The sequence below is a fragment of the Pseudomonas sp. PDM13 genome, assembly GCF_025685765.1.
In the GTDB taxonomy this organism is placed as follows: domain Bacteria; phylum Pseudomonadota; class Gammaproteobacteria; order Pseudomonadales; family Pseudomonadaceae; genus Metapseudomonas; species Metapseudomonas solani.
In genome coordinates this window covers 64,187-80,230 of the sequence record NZ_JAOTQU010000034.1, presented here as the reverse complement: position 1 = coordinate 80,230, position 16,044 = coordinate 64,187, and the positions used below count along the sequence as shown (strand labels likewise).

The 16,044-nt window shown below is 69.7% G+C and carries 10 protein-coding genes; 3 read left to right on the top strand and 7 right to left on the bottom strand.

Annotation, left to right across the window (positions count from 1 at the left end; genetic code table 11):
* Positions 1-189: 189 nt before the first annotated feature.
* On the top strand, positions 190-705 hold the full coding sequence (locus OEJ36_RS27330; protein ID WP_263404192.1) for a thioredoxin family protein: 516 nt from the start codon (positions 190-192) through the stop codon (positions 703-705).
* Between the two features lie 28 nt (positions 706-733).
* Here OEJ36_RS27330 and OEJ36_RS27325 read toward each other — a convergent pair whose 3' ends face one another.
* On the bottom strand, positions 734-1,489 hold the full coding sequence (locus tag OEJ36_RS27325) for an SIR2 family NAD-dependent protein deacylase (RefSeq protein WP_263404191.1): 756 nt from the start codon (positions 1,487-1,489) through the stop codon (positions 734-736).
* A 187-nt stretch (positions 1,490-1,676) separates the two neighbouring features.
* Here OEJ36_RS27325 and OEJ36_RS27320 point away from each other — a divergent pair, with 187 nt between their 5' ends.
* Positions 1,677-3,764: a PAS domain-containing sensor histidine kinase gene (locus OEJ36_RS27320; protein ID WP_263404190.1), complete on the top strand. Its 2,088-nt coding sequence runs from the start codon at positions 1,677-1,679 to the stop codon at positions 3,762-3,764.
* Between the two features lie 3 nt (positions 3,765-3,767).
* Here OEJ36_RS27320 and OEJ36_RS27315 read toward each other — a convergent pair whose 3' ends face one another.
* The 6 genes from OEJ36_RS27315 to zapE all read right to left on the bottom strand — a co-directional run bounded on the left by OEJ36_RS27315 (position 3,768) and on the right by zapE (position 14,855).
* Entirely contained in the window at positions 3,768-4,379 is a 612-nt protein-coding gene (locus OEJ36_RS27315; RefSeq protein ID WP_263404189.1) for a LysE family translocator, read from the bottom strand.
* A gap of 471 nt (positions 4,380-4,850) precedes the next feature.
* Positions 4,851-5,600, bottom strand: a complete 750-nt coding sequence (locus OEJ36_RS27310) for a substrate-binding periplasmic protein (protein ID WP_263404188.1) — start codon at positions 5,598-5,600, stop codon at positions 4,851-4,853.
* The gene (locus OEJ36_RS27305) at positions 5,597-7,255 is read right to left on the bottom strand and encodes an ATP-binding protein (protein WP_263404187.1); all 1,659 of its coding nucleotides are present in this window, start codon (positions 7,253-7,255) and stop codon (positions 5,597-5,599) included. Before OEJ36_RS27305 ends, OEJ36_RS27310 begins: the two co-directional genes overlap by 4 nt.
* Positions 7,252-8,712 (bottom strand): DUF3369 domain-containing protein, encoded by a 1,461-nt coding sequence (locus OEJ36_RS27300; protein WP_263404186.1) that lies wholly within the window; start codon positions 8,710-8,712, stop codon positions 7,252-7,254. Before OEJ36_RS27300 ends, OEJ36_RS27305 begins: the two co-directional genes overlap by 4 nt.
* 593 nt (positions 8,713-9,305) lie before the next feature.
* Positions 9,306-13,676 carry a DEAD/DEAH box helicase gene (locus OEJ36_RS27295; RefSeq protein ID WP_263404185.1) on the bottom strand — a complete coding sequence of 1,457 codons (4,371 nt, stop codon included), beginning with the start codon at positions 13,674-13,676 and terminating at the stop codon, positions 9,306-9,308.
* Between the two features lie 60 nt (positions 13,677-13,736).
* Entirely contained in the window at positions 13,737-14,855 is a 1,119-nt protein-coding gene (gene zapE, locus OEJ36_RS27290) for a cell division protein ZapE (RefSeq protein WP_263404184.1), read from the bottom strand.
* 190 nt (positions 14,856-15,045) lie between these two features.
* Between zapE and OEJ36_RS27285 the strand changes: the two genes are divergently transcribed.
* Positions 15,046-15,693 (top strand): hypothetical protein, encoded by a 648-nt coding sequence (locus tag OEJ36_RS27285; protein WP_263404183.1) that lies wholly within the window; start codon positions 15,046-15,048, stop codon positions 15,691-15,693.
* Positions 15,694-16,044: the final 351 nt, after the last annotated feature.

The following is a 16,044-nucleotide window of genomic DNA, read 5'->3' as shown; positions in this document are numbered from 1 at the left end:
GACGATGGGTTGCGCAAGGTGCCGTAGGTTGGCGCCGAGCGCGGCGAGGCCCAACAGAGCGATACCCAGCCCCGCAAGCTGGATCAAAGGTGCCCCGTCTACCTGGCAAAAGCGGCAGCAACACTTGATGCGAGCGCCACTTTTCTGCTGGGATGCCCGCCTCTTCCCATCGTTCCCAGGAGGCCTTCCATGGCGTCTTACCAGCAGCTGTTCGACATCGGCCAGGGCTTCGCCGACTTCCTCCGCAGCGGCCTGCCCACCGAGCGGGATGCCGCCAATGCAGTGGTGCAGAAGCTCGCGACGCCCGGCTGCATCGCCCCGGCGGCGCTCACCCGGCTGCAACGCATCGAGCGCCGCTACCACCTGCTGGTGGTGGGCGAGATGTGGTGCCCGGACTGCCAGATCAACGTCTCGGTGCTCGACTTCATCTGCCGCAGCCAGCCGCTGATCGACCTGGCGGTGATCACCAAGGGCCGCGCCGAGGACGACCTCAAGGCGCGCCTGAACCTCGACAGGATTTCCATCCCGCTGGTGATGGTGCTCGACGCCGCGTTCGAGCCGGTGGGGCTGTTCGTCGAGCGCCCGCAAGCGGTGATCGGCGCCGGTGACGAGGTGCTGCGCGACTACAAGGCCGGCCTCTACCTAGAAGCCACGGTCGACGACCTGCTGGCGCTGCTCGAACAGGCCGAACAGCGCAGCGCCTGAGCCGCTGGCCACCCCGTTGAGATGATGCCTAGGCGTCAGCGCCGAACGCCTGTTGCAACAGCGCCGGCAGCAACTCGCCGGCCGGGCCCGCCAGGGCGAACTCACGCTCGCCCTGCACCGCCACCGGCTGGGTGTTGAGGTGCAACACGGTGGCGCCCGCCCTCAGCGCCAGGCGCGGAATGCTCGCGGCCGGCTCGACCACGCCCGAGGTGCCGATGGACAGCAGCAGGTCGCATTCCTCGGCCGCCGTGAAGGCCGCACGCAGCACGTCCCCCGGCAACTGCTCGCCGAACCACACCACGCCCGGGCGCAGCTTGCCGTTGCAACGGGTGCAGCGCGGCGGCTCCACCCGGCGCCCTTCGTTCGGCTCGTCAGGCTCGGGAATTTCCAGCGCCGGCCGCGTGCAGGCGAAGCAGCGCAGCGCATCGAGGCGACCATGCAGGTGCAGCGCCTCGCGGCTGCCGGCGCGCTCGTGGAGGTCGTCGACGTTCTGGGTGATCAAGGTGAATTTCGGCACCAGGGCGGCCAGGCGGGCGATGGCCTGGTGCCCGGCATTGGGCTGGGCGCGGTGCACCAGGGTGCGGCGCCACTCGTACCAGCCCCAGACCAGGGCCGGGTCACGGCGGAAGCCCTCGGCGCTGGCCAGCTCGCTCGCCTCGTAGCGCTCCCAGAGTCCGGTCAGGCGGTCACGAAAGGTGGGGATGCCGCTTTCGGCGGAGATGCCGGCCCCGGTGAACACCACGAGGTGGCGGGCCTTGGCCAGCAGGGAGGGGTCGAAGCTCATGGGCGGGTTTCCGGAAGCAAAACAGGGCAACCACCCTGCCAGCATTGGTACGAGCGTTCAACGCCCCGGCGGGCAAGCGACGAACGAACCGCCTGGGTGTGCGCCAGTCAGCGTTTTTTATCGCCCGGAAGGTGGTCAAGGCGGCCGTCATGACCGATATTGCTTGCCTGTTCCAACGGACAACGCCATGGACGCCACATCCTTCCCCGCTGCCCCCGGCCCGATGAGCCGGCGGGTACGCGAACTCGACTGGGCACGGACGCCCCTCGGTCCCATCACCACCTGGCCCGCCAGTCTGCGGGTGGCCGTGGAGATGATGCTCGCCTCGCACTTCCCCAGTTGCCTGTTCTGGGGGCCCGAGCGCATCACCCTCTACAACGACGCCTTCAAGCCGATTCTCGGGGCCAAGCCCGAGGCCCTTGGTCGGCCCTTCGACGATGTATGGCGGGAGGCCTGGTACAGCATCGGCCCCATCGCCGACCGCGCCTTCACCGGCGAGGCCACCTTCATCGAAGACTTCCCGCTGGAGGTGGACCGCAACGGGCGCCTGGAGCGCTGCTACTTCACCTTCTGCTACAGCCCGGTGCGCGACGAGCGCGGCGAGGTGGTGGGCGTGCTCGACACCGTGATCGAGACCACGGCGCAGCGGGTGGCCGAACAGCAGTTGCGCCAGCTCACCCAGACCCTGGAGCGCCAGGTGGCCGACCGCACCCGCGATCGCAACCGCCTGTGGAACCTGTCGCCCGACGTGATGCTGATCACCCGCCTGGACATGACCATCACCGCCGCCAACCCGGCACTCGAGCGGGTACTGGGCTGGACCGAGAAGGAGCTGGTGGGCGTCAGCTCCCTGGACCTGGTGCACAGCGATGACCTGTCCCTCGCCTGGGGCGCCAGCCACAGCCTGATGCAGGGCGAAACCCTGCGCGACTTCGACTGCCGCATGCGCCACAAGGACGGCAGCTACCGCTGGATCAGCTGGTCATCCAGCCCCGGCGAAGGCCATATCAGCGCCATCGGCCGCGACATCACCCAGGAGCGCGAACGCGCCGAAACCCTGCGCCAGACCGAAGAGCTGCTGCGCCAGAGCCAGAAGATGGAAGCGGTCGGCCAGCTCACCGGCGGCCTCGCCCACGACTTCAACAACCTCCTGGCCGGCATCAGCGGCAGCCTGGAGCTGCTCAAGCTGCGGGTGTCCCAGGGCCGCACCGGCGAGCTGGACCGCTACATCTCCACCGCGCGCACCGCCGCCGAACGTGCCGCCACCCTGACCCACCGCCTGCTGGCCTTCTCCCGCCGCCAGGCCCTGGACCCCAAGCCCACCAACGTCAACCGCCTGGTGGCCGGCATGCAGGAACTGATCAGCCGCACCATGGGCCCGATGATCGAGGTGGAAGTGCTCAGCGGCCCCGAGCTGTGGACCGTGCTGGTGGACCCCAACCAGCTGGAAAGCGCCCTGCTCAACATCTGCATCAACGCCCGCGACGCCATGCCCGGCGGCGGCCGCCTCAGCATCGGCACCTGTAACCACCGCCTGGTGGAACCCCGCGCGGGCGAGCTGGGCCTGGCAGTGGGTGAGTACTTGTCGCTGTGCGTGACCGACACCGGCACCGGCATGGCGGAAGAGGTGATCGCCCGCGTCTTCGACCCCTTCTTCACCACCAAGCCGGTGGGCCAGGGCACGGGCCTCGGCCTGTCGATGGTCTACGGCTTTGCCCGCCAGTCCGGCGGCGCGGTGCAGATCGCCTCGCAGCCGGGCGAAGGCACCAGCCTCTATATCCACCTGCCCCGCCACCACGGCGAGGAACGCATCGAGCACAACACCGGGCCGGAGTTCGCACCCCGGGCCGAACGCCAGGCCACGGTGCTGGTGGTGGATGACGAGTCGCCCCTGCGCATGCTCATCGGCGAGGTGCTGCGCGACCTGGGCTATCAGGTGCTGGAAGCGGTGGATGGCGCCTCGGGCCTGGCCCTGCTGGACAGCGAACAGCGCATCGACCTGCTGCTGGCCGATGTCGGCCTGCCCGGCGGCATGAACGGCAAGGAAATGGCCCGACTCGCCCGGCGCCTGCGCCCGGAGCTGCGGGTGCTGTTCATCACCGGCTATGCGCAGAACAGCCTGTTCGACAACGAGCAGCTGGAGTCGGGCATGGAGGTGCTGGCCAAGCCCTTCGCCATCGAATCCCTGGCCTCACGGGTCAAGGGATTGCTGCAGAAAAGCGTGCAGCCGCGCCAGCGCAGCGAGCGGCAGGACCCTTCGGCGCGTGCCGGCTGACCCCTAGCGGGTCAGCGGCAGCGCCAACCCGGCAGCAGCGAACAGCGCCCCACAGCAGCGGTTGAAGCCCTTGCCGCTGCGCGCCAGCCAGGGCCGCACGCGGTGGGCCAGGCGCGCCAGCAGGTACTCCACCAGCGCCTCGATCAGCACGAAGGTCAGGGTCATCACCAGGAACTGCAGCCACAGCGGCTGCGCCGGGTCGAGGAACTGCGAGAGGAAGGCGCCGAAGAACAGGATCACCTTGGGGTTGGAAACCGCCGAGAACATGCCCTGGCGGAACAGGCTGACGCCGCTGCGACGCTGGCCCTCGCCATCGGAGGAAACCTGCACCGGCGGCGCCCGCCAGAGCTGCACGCCGAGCCAGATCAGGTACAGCCCGCCGGCCACCTTGAGCACCGTCAGCGCATCGGCCGAGGCCTTGAGCAGCGCACCGATGCCGAACATCGACAAGGCCATGATCAGCACGAAACCCAGCGCCCCGCCGGCAATGGTGAACAGCGCCCGGCGGTGGCCATGCAACGCCCCATGGGACAGCGCCAACAACGCATTCGGCCCGGGCGTGAGGGAAAGGCCGAGAACGGCCAGCAGGTAAATCAGCCAGGTGTGCAGTGCCATGGGAATCGGCCATCGAAGCGGGAAGGAGCGGCCAGTCTAACGAGCCGGCAACCCCCGCGAAATCCCCCTTCCCCTTCATTCCCGTGGGAGCGAGTTCATTCGCGATGGGATATCCGACCACTCGCAGCCACGTGCCGGCTGAAAGTCTTTCGCGGCTGAAGCCGCTCCCACAAAGAGGGCACGATCCCGTAGGAGCGAGCTCTGCTCGCGAAGCTCTTGCTGGGTGGGAGCGAATTCATTCGCGATGGGATATCCGACCACTCGCAGCCACGTGCCGACTGCAAGTCTTTCGCGGCTGAAGCCGCTCCCACGGGAAGCGCCTGAGGCGCCGTGCCCGACGCGGACAATGGTGCAACCGGAGACACTATGTCTGGGCAGCCCTGCGGGCTGCTTGGCGACTGAAGTCGCCCCTACACAGCAGCCAATGACGCCGTGCATCTGTAGGTCGGGTGCAACCCGACGGGCTACCCATCACTGCTGGTAACGCTTGCGGAAGTCCGCCTCCATGCTCGCGTAGCGGCCGCTCTTGTGCAGGGCCTGGAGGCCTTTTTCGAAGGCCTTGGCGATGCGCGCGCCGTCCGGGTGGGCCTTGGAGAAGGCCAGCCAGAAGCCGTCGGTCTGCAGCACCCCGGTGAGTTTCACCTTGCCGCGCAGGTGCGGGTCCTGGTTGATGCGCATGTAGCCCGGCATGGTGTTGAGCAGGATGTAGTCCACCCGCCCGGCCACCAGCATCTGCAACAGCTGGCTGTCGGAGTTGGCGTTGTAGCGGTGGATGGCCGGGTCCTCCATGAAGGAGGTCGGGTAGGTGTAGCCGTTGGTGATGCCTACCACCTTGCCGGCCAGGTCCTTGGCGCCCATGTCGGTGCGCGGCTCGTCGGCGGGGCCGAAGATCGCCAGCCCCTCCTCGAACAACGGCGTCGGGTGCCAGATGTACTGGTCGCGGTTGGCTTCGGTGATGGTTACGTCGAAACAGGCCACCGCACGGGTGCCCTGGGCGTAGAACAGGCAGCGGGAGAAGGGCACGGTGAGGAAATCCACCTCGATGTCCTGGGTGGCGAGGGCCGCGCGCACCAGGTCCACGGCGAAGCCCTGGGCCGAGGAGCCGTCATTGCCGATGGAGGAATACGGCGCCCAATCGTCCTCGGCGGCGATGGTCACGCGCTCGGCCCAGGCCGGCACGGACAGCAGGCTGCACAGCAGCGCGATCACCATGGTTCTCATGCGTCACCCTCCGCGGAATCGATGGACGCCGTGGCTTCATCGGCCATCGCCAGGCGGCGCGGCAGCCACAGCAGGAAGCGCACTCCCTCGCCCTCTTCGGAGTGGAACTCCAGGCGCCCCTGCAGCTTGCGGGTGACCAGGTTGTAAACGATGTTCAGCCCCAGCCCGGTGCCGCCGGTGCCGCGCCGGGTGGTGAAGAAGGGCTCGAAGATGCGCTCGTGCAGCTCCGCCGGCACCCCGCAGCCGTTGTCGCGGTAGTCCAGCTCGATGCCCTCCCCCTCGCTGCGCACCCGCAGCTCGATGTGCGCCTCGGGCGTTTCGGCGAAGGCATGGCGCACGCTGTTGAGAATCAAGTTGGCCACCACCTGGGTCAGCACCCCCGGCAGGCTGCGCATGTGCAGGCCCGCCTCGCAGTCCAGTTGCACCGCCACAGGCACCTTGCGCGTCTCCGGGTGCAGGCTGGCGATCAGCGCCTCCAGCACCTGGCGTACTTCGAACTCGCAACGGGCCTCGGACACCTGGTCCACCGCCGTCTGCTTGAAGTCGCTGATCAGCTTGGCGGCGCGGCCGATGTTGTTGGCCAGCATGCCATTGCTGTCGTGGGCCAGTTCCAGCAGCGCCTGGAAGCTGTCGCTGGTGAGGGTCTGTGCCTGGAACTGGGTGCGCAGGTCCGACAGCGCCTCGGAGAGCACCGAGGACGCGGTCACCGCGATGCCCAGCGGCGTGTTCACCTCGTGGGCCACGCCCGCCACCAGCCCGCCCAGGGCCGCCAGCTTCTCCGACTCGATCAGCTGCCGCTGCGCCGCCTGCAACTGGCGCACGCTCTGGGACAGCTCACGGGTGCGTTCGGCGACGGTGGATTCGAGCTGGTCGGAATAGAACTTCAGCTTGCCCTCGGCCTCGCGCACCTGGCGCAGGTTGTCGCCGATGGCCTGCAGGTGCTGGTTGGTGGAGCGCACCAGCACGCCGATCTCGTTATCGGCGTGGCCGGGGGGCTCCTGCAGGCGGGTGGTTTCCGGCGCGTCGATGTCCACCCGGGCGATGGACAGGATCAGGCTGCGCAGCGGCCGCGTCACCCACAGGTAGAACACCAGCAGCAGGATGGCGGAGATGGCCAGGGCGTAGAACAGGCTGCCCAGCAGGGTGATCAGCGCGCGGTCGAGAAAGTCCCGCCCGTAGCGGTAAGTGTCCACCTCCACCTGCAGGGTGCCCAGCTCCTCGCGCTGGCCGGCACCGGGCAGGTCCGCCTGCAGGGGCCACTGGAAATGCAGGGTGGCGCCGAACAGCAGGTCGTTGAGGCGCCGCCCCTCCTGCGCGCCCAGTTCGCGGTGGTGCTCGGCGAACACCTTGCCTTCAGGCAACAGGATGCGCGCCGAAGCCAGGGCCGGTTGCTTGAGCATGCCGCTGAGCAGGTCGCTGGCGGTGCGCGGGTCTAGGCTGAAGACCACCGCCGTGACCGGCTCGCGCACCATGTCGAACAGGGCCTGCATGTCGCCGTCCGGCTGCTCGCGGGCGCGGTAATAGTCCAGGCCCACCTGCACCACGCTGATGGCCAGGCCGAGCAGGCAGGCGCACAGCAGGTTGATGCGCACCAGGCTGGAAGACAGGCTGCGGCCGATCCGCGACGGCGCAGACCGTTCAAGGGCCGGGCTCATGACTCGGGCTCGTCCGGGTAGCGCTCGCGGATGGCCAGGAACTCCTCGTGGTTGGCCAGCAGCAGGTCCACCAGGTACGGGTCGAAATGAGCGCCACGCTCGGTGCGGATCAACTCCAGCACCTGCTCCGGGGTCCAGGGCTCCTTGTAGCTGCGCCGTGAACCGAGGGCATCGAACACGTCGGCCAGGGCGACGATGCGCCCGCTCAGGGGAATGTCCTCCCCCGCCAGCCCACGCGGGTAGCCGCGGCCGTCCCAGCGCTCGTGGTGGCTGCCGGCGATCACCGCCCCCACGCGCATCAGCTCGCGGCGCGAACGCTGAAGGATGTCCACGCCGTAGTCGACGTGCTTCTTCATCAGCGCCCATTCGGCCTCGTCGAGCTTGCCGGGCTTGTGCAGGATGGCGTCGGGGATCGCCACCTTGCCGATGTCATGCAGGGGGGAGGCGTGCTGGATCAACTGCACCTCGCGCTCGGGCAGGCCGTGCAGGCGCGCCAGCAGTTCGCTGAACAGCGCCACCCGCTGCACGTGGGCGCCGGTTTCCTTGCTGCGCGCCTCCACGGCGTTGGCCAGGGTGTAGACCAGCTCCTTGGAGGTGGCTTGCAGGTCCTCCATCAGGTGGATGTTCTCGAAGGTGATCGCCACGCTGCGCACGTAGATTTCCAGCAGTTGCCGGTCCAGGTCGCTGAGCGGCTCCACATGGGTGACGTAGAGCAGGCTGGCGCCACCCCGGTCGTTGCGGCGGAACAGCACGTAGGCATCGTCGAAGTGCTGCGAGGAGCCGAGCTGCAGCACCTGGTCGAAACGCTCGGCCACTTCGGGCGGCAGCTTCTCCAGCGCCGAGTCCGGCTCGTAGTGGACGAACTCCCCGGTGGCCGCCAGGGTGCGGGTCTGCGGCTCGTGGTCGTCGGTGCGGATCAGGCAATAGAGCGCCGAGTCGCCCAGGCACAGCAGCGAGGTGAGCTGCTCCAGCACCGTAGAGGAGAACAGCTTGAGGGTGGCGGCGTTCTGCACCTGGGCGCAGGCCTCCAGCACATTGCTCAGGCCCTTGCGCTGGGCGTCGATCACCCCCAGGTCGCGGTAGGCGCGGAGCATGGAATACAGCAGGGTGCGCAGCTTCTGGGTGGTGAGCTCGGTCTTCTCCTTGTAGTCGTCCACCTCGTATTCGCGGATGACCTGGTCCTCCGGCGCCTGGCCGGCCTGCCCGGTGCGCAGCACCAGGCGCGTCATGCGGTTGTCGCACTCCTCGCGCAGGTAGCGCACCAGGTCCAGCCCGGCATGCTCGGTTTCCATCACCACATCCACCAGGGCCAGGGCGATGTCGCCGCGCTGGCGGAAGGTCTCCCGCGCCTCCGTCGCCGAGTAGGCCGACAGCAGCTCCAGCGGCCGCTGCTGGAACTCGAAGCCGCGCAGAGCCAGCCGGGTTACCGCGTGGACCTCCGGGTCGTCGTCGATCACCAGCACGCACCAGGGGGCCAATGACCTGCTAGCGGGTGAAGGGGAAGGTGGCGAAGCGGGGGTGGCGAAAAAATCCATTGCTCTTACTCCTCGAACGAGCCCAAAAAGAGCATAGCTGCCGCCGAAAAGTACCAAGGCCCGATCAAGCGGTAACGTCTGAAAATGTTCGATGAAAAGGCTGAATAAGCCGAAACGGAATCATCTGGCCCCGCCGCGCGCCCATCGCTCCGGGCCACGCCCGTAGGAGCGAGCTCTGCTCGCGAAGCGTTCAGCGGAGTCTGTAGGCGCGAATTTATTCGCGAGGGAATGCCCGACAACCCGTAGCCAGGTGCCGACGGTGGGTCTTTCGCGGCTGAAGCCGCTCCCACAGGGAGCAAGCCGAGGCCCACCCAAACACGAAGCCGACCACTGCGTAGGGTGGATGGCGCTCTTTTCATCCACCGGCGGTGCCCCAGGCAAACGCGGTGCCACGTAGGTTGGGTTGAGGTACGAAGCCCAACGCAACACGGCCGAACCCCGCATCGTTGGGCCTCGCTACGCTCGGCGCCAACCTACGCACCGCGCCATGGCAGGCCAGATGCAACCCGACCATTTTACGGCCGCAGCGTCATGCGCCTGGCGCCATGGCCCTGGAGGGCGCTGGCGGTGGGTTGGCGGATGAGCGCGGCCTGCCACTCGGCGGCGCTGAAGCCGTCGGCCGCCTGCAGCAGGTTGACCTTGCCGGCCACCAGGGTCGCCACCGGCACGCCGTCGCGCAGCAGCAGGCGGTTGCCCACCACGGCGGGCACCTTGGTGCCCGGCAGCAGCGTGCCCAGCAGGTTGAGCGGGTCGCAGGCGGAGAACCGCACCAGCTCGCCCGTCAGCGGCCGCTTGCGCACCTCGCGCAGCAGGCCCACTGCGTCGGGCAGAGCGAACTGCTCGCCCGCCACGCCGGCGACGAAGCGCCCGCCGCGTATCTCCCCCCGCGCCTCCAGGCGGTGATAGACGCGCAGCAGCTCGCGCCAGCTGGGCAGCCAATCCGCCTCGCGCTCCAGCAGGCGCCAGCAGACCACGCCGTAGCGACGCAGCAAGGTGCGGGCGACATGCTCCAAAGCCTCGGCAGGCGGTGCGCCACCCTCCTCGCCCCGCCCCCGCAGCAGCGACCAGCGCCCGGCGTCCTGCATGTTCGCCAGCGCCAGGCGCGCACGGCGGTCGTTGCGGCTGCGCCGTGCGGCGGGCAGCAGCAGCGAGCGCAGGCCGGCGAAGCTGTCGGCGCTGGCCAACCCCAGGGCCACCAGCTCGCCGAGGCAATCCTCCAGCTCGCTGCGCAGCAGGCGGGTCTCGTCCAGCAATTCATCGAAGAACAACGCGCCCTGCCCGGCCAGCACCTCCCGCACGCGGGCCGCGCGGGGCGACGGCTCGGCCACCGGTCCGGCGCCGGCACAGGCCCGCCAGGTGCCCTGGCTCTTGCGTGGCAGCAGCAGGATCGGCGTGCTGCGCAAGGGCCCGCTGGAAGCACGCGCCGGGGCGGCCAGGCGGCTCCAGGCGATGCGCCCGGAGCGGCACAGGTCGTCCAGCCAGTTGATGCCGTAGTCGGCCACCCGCGTCGGCAACAGCTCGGCCTCCCAAGCCGCCGCAGCGGCCTGGTAGCCCTCCAGCAGGCCGAGCACCCCGCCCAGGGCCTCGGCCCCACGCAGGCGGGTGCCCGCCGAGAGGTGCTGCCAATCACAGAGAAAACGCATGAAATCGGCCGGTTCCACCGGTTCGATCTCCCGCCGCAGGCGCTTGACCGTGTAGCGGTGGATGCGCGCCAGCAGGTGGCGCTCGCACCACTCGTCCGCCGCCACACCCGGGCTGAAGCGGCCGCGCAGCACATGCCCCTCGCGCTCCAGGGCGGCCAAGGCGAAGGCGATATCCCCCGGCGCCTGGCGCAGGTCGGCGGCCAGGCGTGCCAGGGTCAACGGGCCGAACCCGCCCAGGCGCGAACGCACCAGCTCCACCAGCGCCGCCTCGGCCTCCCAGGGCCGGTCATGGCCCGCCGGGGCGACGATGGCCGGCTTCAACGAGCCCAGCGGGTGCAGGGCTAATAGCTGTGGCAGGCGCTCGGCAGCGAGCCAGAACGCCGGGCGATCCTCCAGGTGCAGGCAGGCGGCGCGGCGGGCCTTGGCCAGTTGCGTCAGCCAGCCCGCCCAACCGTCGTTGGCCGCGATTTCTTCAAGGGTGACACAGCCCAACGCCAGCAGCGCCTCGTGCATCTCGTCGGCATCTCGCACCCGGGGCCAGGCTTCCTCGGCGACGGCGACGATGGCCTCGGCATCCAGGGCGCCGAGGTCGTCGGCGGATTCCGGGTCGCTCCAGCGGCGGTTCTGCACCGCCTGGGTACGGCGCTCTTCCAGCGGCGCGTCGTCGAGAAAGGCGTAGGGTCGCGCACCGAGTATTTCCGCCGCCAGCGCCGAGGGCGCCGGCAGGTCGCGGGCCACCAGTTCGACGGCGCCACTCTCCATGCGTCGCAGCAGGGCCAGCCAGGCCTCGGCGTCCATGGCCTCGTGCAGGCAGTCGTCGAGGGTCTGCGCCACCAGCGGGTGGTCGGGCACCTCGCGCTCGCCCACCAGGTTCTCCTGGCAGGCCACCTGGTCGGGGAAGACGCTGGCCAGCAGGTCTTCACTGCGCATGCGCTGCAGCTGCGGCGCCACCTTGCGGCCCCCGGAGGCACGGGGCAGGCCCAGGGCGCAGGTGGCGTTCCAGCGCCAGCGCACGCCGAACAGCGGCGCGTCCAGCAGCGCCTGGATCAGCAGGTGCTCGGCGCTGTTGGAGTGCAGGTAGCGCCACACCTCGTCCAGCGGGAAGCTGTGGCTGGTGGACAGCGACAGCACCAGGGCGTCTTCGGTGGCGGCGGCCTGCAGCTCGAAGTTGAAGCTGCGGCAGAAGCGCTTGCGCAGCGCCAGCCCCCAGGCACGGTTGACCCGGCTGCCGAGGGGCGAATGGATGATCAGCTGCATGCCGCCGGACTCATCGAAGAAGCGCTCCATCACCAGGCAATCGCGGGTCGGCAAACGGCCCAGGGCGGCACGGGCGCGGGCCAGGTACTCCACCATCTGCCGGGCCGCCGTCGGGCTCAGGCCGCGCTCGGCCACCAGCCAGTCGATGACCGGCTGCAGCTCGCCGTCACTCGTCAGCAGCGCCTGCTCGATCTCCCCACGCAGGCGCGCGACCCCGGCGGACAGCTCGTCGCTGCGCCCCGGCGCCTCGCCCAGCCAGAACGGGATGCTTGGCGGCTGCCCGGAGGCGTCCTCCACCCGCACCCGCCCGGCCTCGACCCGCAGGATGCGGTAGGACTGGTTGCCCAGCTGGAACACATCGCCGGCGATGCTCTCCACGGCGAAGTCCTCGTGCACCGTGCCCACCTGCATGCCCTGGGGCTCCAGCAGCACGTTGTAGTCGCCGGCATCGGGAATGGTGCCGCCGGAGGTCAGCGCCACCAGCCGCGCCGAGCGCCGCCCCCGCAGACGGCGGTTGACCGCGTCACGGTGCAGGTAGGCCGCACGCACGCCGGCGCGGCCGTTGTAGCCCTCGGCGAGCATGGTCAGCACCGCCTCGTAGCTGGCCCGGCTCAGTTGCGCGTAGGGCGCGGCGCGGGTCATCAGGGCGAACAGCGCATCCTCGTCCCACTCCTGGCTGGCCACCTCGGCGACGATCTGCTGGGCCAGCACATCCAGCGGCTGCCGGGGGATCACCAGGCTGTCCAGCTCGCCCCGGTGCACGCAATCAAGCAGAGCCGCGCATTCGATCAGGTCGTCCCGCGACTGCGGGAACAGGCGCCCCTTGGGCGTGCCGCCGACGCTGTGGCCGGAACGCCCAACGCGCTGCAGGAAGGCGGCGATGCTGCGCGGCGAACCCAGCTGGCAGACCAGCTCGACATCGCCGATATCGATGCCCAGCTCCAGGGAGGCAGTGGCCACCAGCACCCGCAGCTCGCCGCGCTTCAGGCGCTGCTCGGCGTCCAGGCGCAGCTCGCGGGCCAGGCTGCCGTGGTGGGCGGCGACGGCGGCGTTGCCCAGGCGCTCGGAGAGGTGCCGCGCGGCACGCTCGGCCAGGCGCCGGGTGTTGACGAACACCAGCGTGGTGCGGTGCTCGGCCACCAGCAGCGCCAGGCGGTCGTAGACCGTTTCCCAGGCGTCGTTGCTCATCACCGCTTCCAGCGGCAGCGGCGGCACCTCGATGGCCAGGTCGCGCTCGCGGCTGTAGCCGACGTCGACGATCAGGCAATAGCGGGACGGCGCCGGGGCCTCGCCGCTGGCGGGGTTGCCGCCGAGGAAACGCGCCACCGCCTCGATGGGCTTTTGCGTGGCCGACAGGCCGATGCGCTGCAGCGGCCGGCCGCAGAGGCTTTCCAGGCGCTCCAGGCTCAGCGCCAGGTGGCTGCCGCGCTTGCTCCCGGCGATGGCGTGGATCTCGTCGACGATCAGGCTGCGGCAGCTGGCGAGCATGGCCCGGCCAGAGGCGGAACCGAGCAATACATAGAGGGACTCGGGCGTGGTCACCAGGATGTGCGGCGCGCGCTTGCGCATGGCCTGGCGCTCGCCCTGGGGCGTATCGCCGGTGCGCACCGCCGTGCGGATCTCCACGTCGCCCAGGCCCTGGCGCTGCAATTCCTCGCGGATGCCGGCCAGGGGCTCCTCGAGGTTGATGCGGATGTCGTTGGACAGCGCCTTGAGCGGCGACACATAGACCACGAAGCAGGCATCCGGCAGCCCGCCCTCGGCCAGGCCCTGCTCCACCAGCTCGTCGATGGCGGCGAGAAAGGCCGTGAGGGTCTTGCCGGAACCGGTGGGCGCGGCCACCAGGGTCGAGCGCCCGGCGCGGATGGCCGGCCAGGCTTGGGCCTGGGCCGGGGTGGGCGCGGCGAAACGCCCGGCGAACCAGGCCCGCACGGCCGGGTGGAAGTCGGCCAGGGCGCTGGCGGCGGTGGGGGAAGTCGGCTTCATGCCGGCCAATATGCGGCCGGCCGGGCAGCCCCTCAAGGGCCACCCATCGCAGGCGTGGGCTCAGCCCTGGCCGAAGCGCGCCAGCTGCATCTCGCGCAGGCGGCTGAGGGTGCGGCGGAAGGGGAACTCCAGCCAGCCTTCGGTATAGAGCTGCTCCAGCGGCACCTCGGCCTCGATATAGAGGGGCACGCGACGGTCGTAGCACTCGTCCACCAGGGCGATGAAGCGGCGCACGCCGTCGTCCAGGGGCGACAGCTGCGGCAACTGGCGGTCACCGGCCACCACGCGCTCGGCGGCATCTTCAGTGCCCCGGGCGATGCGCCCCTCACGGCGTGCCGCCCCCAGGCGCGGCACCGCGCCGAGGAGGATGATGCGGAAGCGGTCGCACAGGGCGATGAAATCCAGCGCCGCCAGGGGCGACTCGCACAGGGCGGCGTAGTCGCACCAGAGCACCTGCGGGCCCTGGCGGTGCACGGGGATGTCGCGGTGGCCCAGGTGCAGCGGCGCGGCATGGCTCGCGGCAGCGTCCTCGAGTTCGGCGAACAGCCTGGCCAGCACACTCGGCTGGCCCGGCTCGCTCACCCAGTAGCGTTGCTGCGCCTTGCCGGGGTGCAGGCGGTGGTCCTGGCCGCCATCCACCGCCACCACCTGCATGTGCCGCTCGATGGCCTCGATGGCCGGGACGAAGCGCTGGCGGTTGAAGCCGTCGGCGTAGAGCTGGGTCGGCGGCTGGTTGGAGGTGGCCACCAGCACCACGCCTTCCTCGAACATCACCTGCAGCAGGCCGCCGAGGATGATGGCGTCGCCGATGTCGCTGACGAACAGCTCGTCGAAGCACAACACCCGCACCTCCCCCGCCAGCTCGCGGGCCAGGGCGCGCAGCGGGTCGGCGGTGCCGGTCAGGGCGAACAGGCGCTGGTGCACCCAACGCATGAAGTGATGGAAATGCAGGCGCCGGGCGGGCACCTGCAGGCTCTGGTGGAAACGATCCAGCAGCCAGGTCTTGCCGCGCCCCACCGGGCCCCATAGATAGACGCCGGCGATGCCGCCCTCGCCCTGGTGCAGGGCCCGCTGGCAGGCCTCCAGCAAGGTGGCCGCGTGCAGCTGCGCGGCATCGGGCGCGAACCCCAGGTCATCCACCGCGTGCCGATAGGCCGCCAGTGGCGATAAGCCTTCCATTACCTCTCCCGCTCCGGTTGCGAATCGGGCGGCAGTCTACAAGGTTGCGGCAAGGGGGCGGCAAAGGGAGGGGCGCGAGCGGCAATTCCTTGCCGCCCGGCCACCGCCATGCCGACGGCAGAAGGCCCTGGAACGGGCGTTCCAGCCCTTGGCACAGGCCTTGCTGCACAGCCGCCCACAAGGACTTCCTATGGATGGATTCAGCATGAGCCTCTTCGGCACCGGCCTCTCCGGCCTCGATCGCTCCAAACTGCAGGACATGACGCACACGCTCAAACTCGTGCGTTATGGCGACGGTCGTCCGGTCCCCCCGCAAACCACACAACCCACCGCCACCCCGCAGCCGACCCAGGCCAAGCCCAAGGTCGACCAGGCCGCCGCCCAGCGCGACGCCGCCTACGACGAAGCCTTCGCCCGCCTGCGCGTGAGCATGCAGAGCGGCAGCGTGGATGGCAGCACCTCGGCCAGCGGCGCCGACACGCTCACCAACGACGTCTATGCCGATGCCGAAAGCGCCGCCGCCAGCGTGGAAACACCCGCCCAAAGCGCCGCCGCCCAGGAATTCCATGACTACATGAACAAGTCCGCCGGCGAGAAGATGCGCGACAAGATCCTCAAGGAGCTGGGCCTGACCGAAGAAGACATCGACGCCATGCCGCCGGAGCAGCAGGAGCAGATCGAGAAGCAGATCGCCCAGCGCATGGCCGAGCTGGCCGCCATCCAGCAGGAAGAAGAGCTGCGCAAACGCGGCGTCGACCTGGTCTCCCTCAACACCGAAGACCCGCGCCTGCGGGCCATGCTCAACCCCTCCACCAGCGCGGGCATGCTCGGCAGCTGACGCCGGGCAACCCGCCCCGTCCCAATCCCGTAGGGTGGCGTAGAGCGCAGCGAAACCCACCATCGCGCCCCCGCCAGGCACCATCGTGCCCGCTCCGGTGGGAGCGAACTCATTCGCGATGGAGCATCCGGCCACTCACCGCCCACTGCCGGCGGCAGGTCTTCGCGGCGGAAGCCGCTCCCACAAGGGCACGCGCCGTAGGGTGGGCTTCAGCCCACCAGCGTCGCCCCCAGCCCCATCAGAAGCCGTCCCCGCTCCCCTCGGTGGGAGCGAATTCATTCGCGATGGAGCACCCGCGCACTCGCCGCCCAGTGCCGGCGGCGGGTCTTTCGCGGCTGAAGCCGCTCCCAC

Coding starts and splice junctions, on each gene's coding strand:
- OEJ36_RS27330 (WP_263404192.1), top strand. CDS start 190: ATGGCGTCTTACCAGCAGCTGTTCGACATCGGCCAGGGCTTCGCCGAC.
- OEJ36_RS27295 (WP_263404185.1), bottom strand. CDS start 13,676: ATGAAGCCGACTTCCCCCACCGCCGCCAGCGCCCTGGCCGACTTCCAC.
- OEJ36_RS27310 (WP_263404188.1), bottom strand. CDS start 5,600: ATGAGAACCATGGTGATCGCGCTGCTGTGCAGCCTGCTGTCCGTGCCG.
- OEJ36_RS27325 (WP_263404191.1), bottom strand. CDS start 1,489: ATGAGCTTCGACCCCTCCCTGCTGGCCAAGGCCCGCCACCTCGTGGTG.
- OEJ36_RS27285 (WP_263404183.1), top strand. CDS start 15,046: ATGGATGGATTCAGCATGAGCCTCTTCGGCACCGGCCTCTCCGGCCTC.
- OEJ36_RS27305 (WP_263404187.1), bottom strand. CDS start 7,255: ATGAGCCCGGCCCTTGAACGGTCTGCGCCGTCGCGGATCGGCCGCAGC.
- OEJ36_RS27315 (WP_263404189.1), bottom strand. CDS start 4,379: ATGGCACTGCACACCTGGCTGATTTACCTGCTGGCCGTTCTCGGCCTT.
- OEJ36_RS27320 (WP_263404190.1), top strand. CDS start 1,677: ATGGACGCCACATCCTTCCCCGCTGCCCCCGGCCCGATGAGCCGGCGG.
- zapE (WP_263404184.1), bottom strand. CDS start 14,855: ATGGAAGGCTTATCGCCACTGGCGGCCTATCGGCACGCGGTGGATGAC.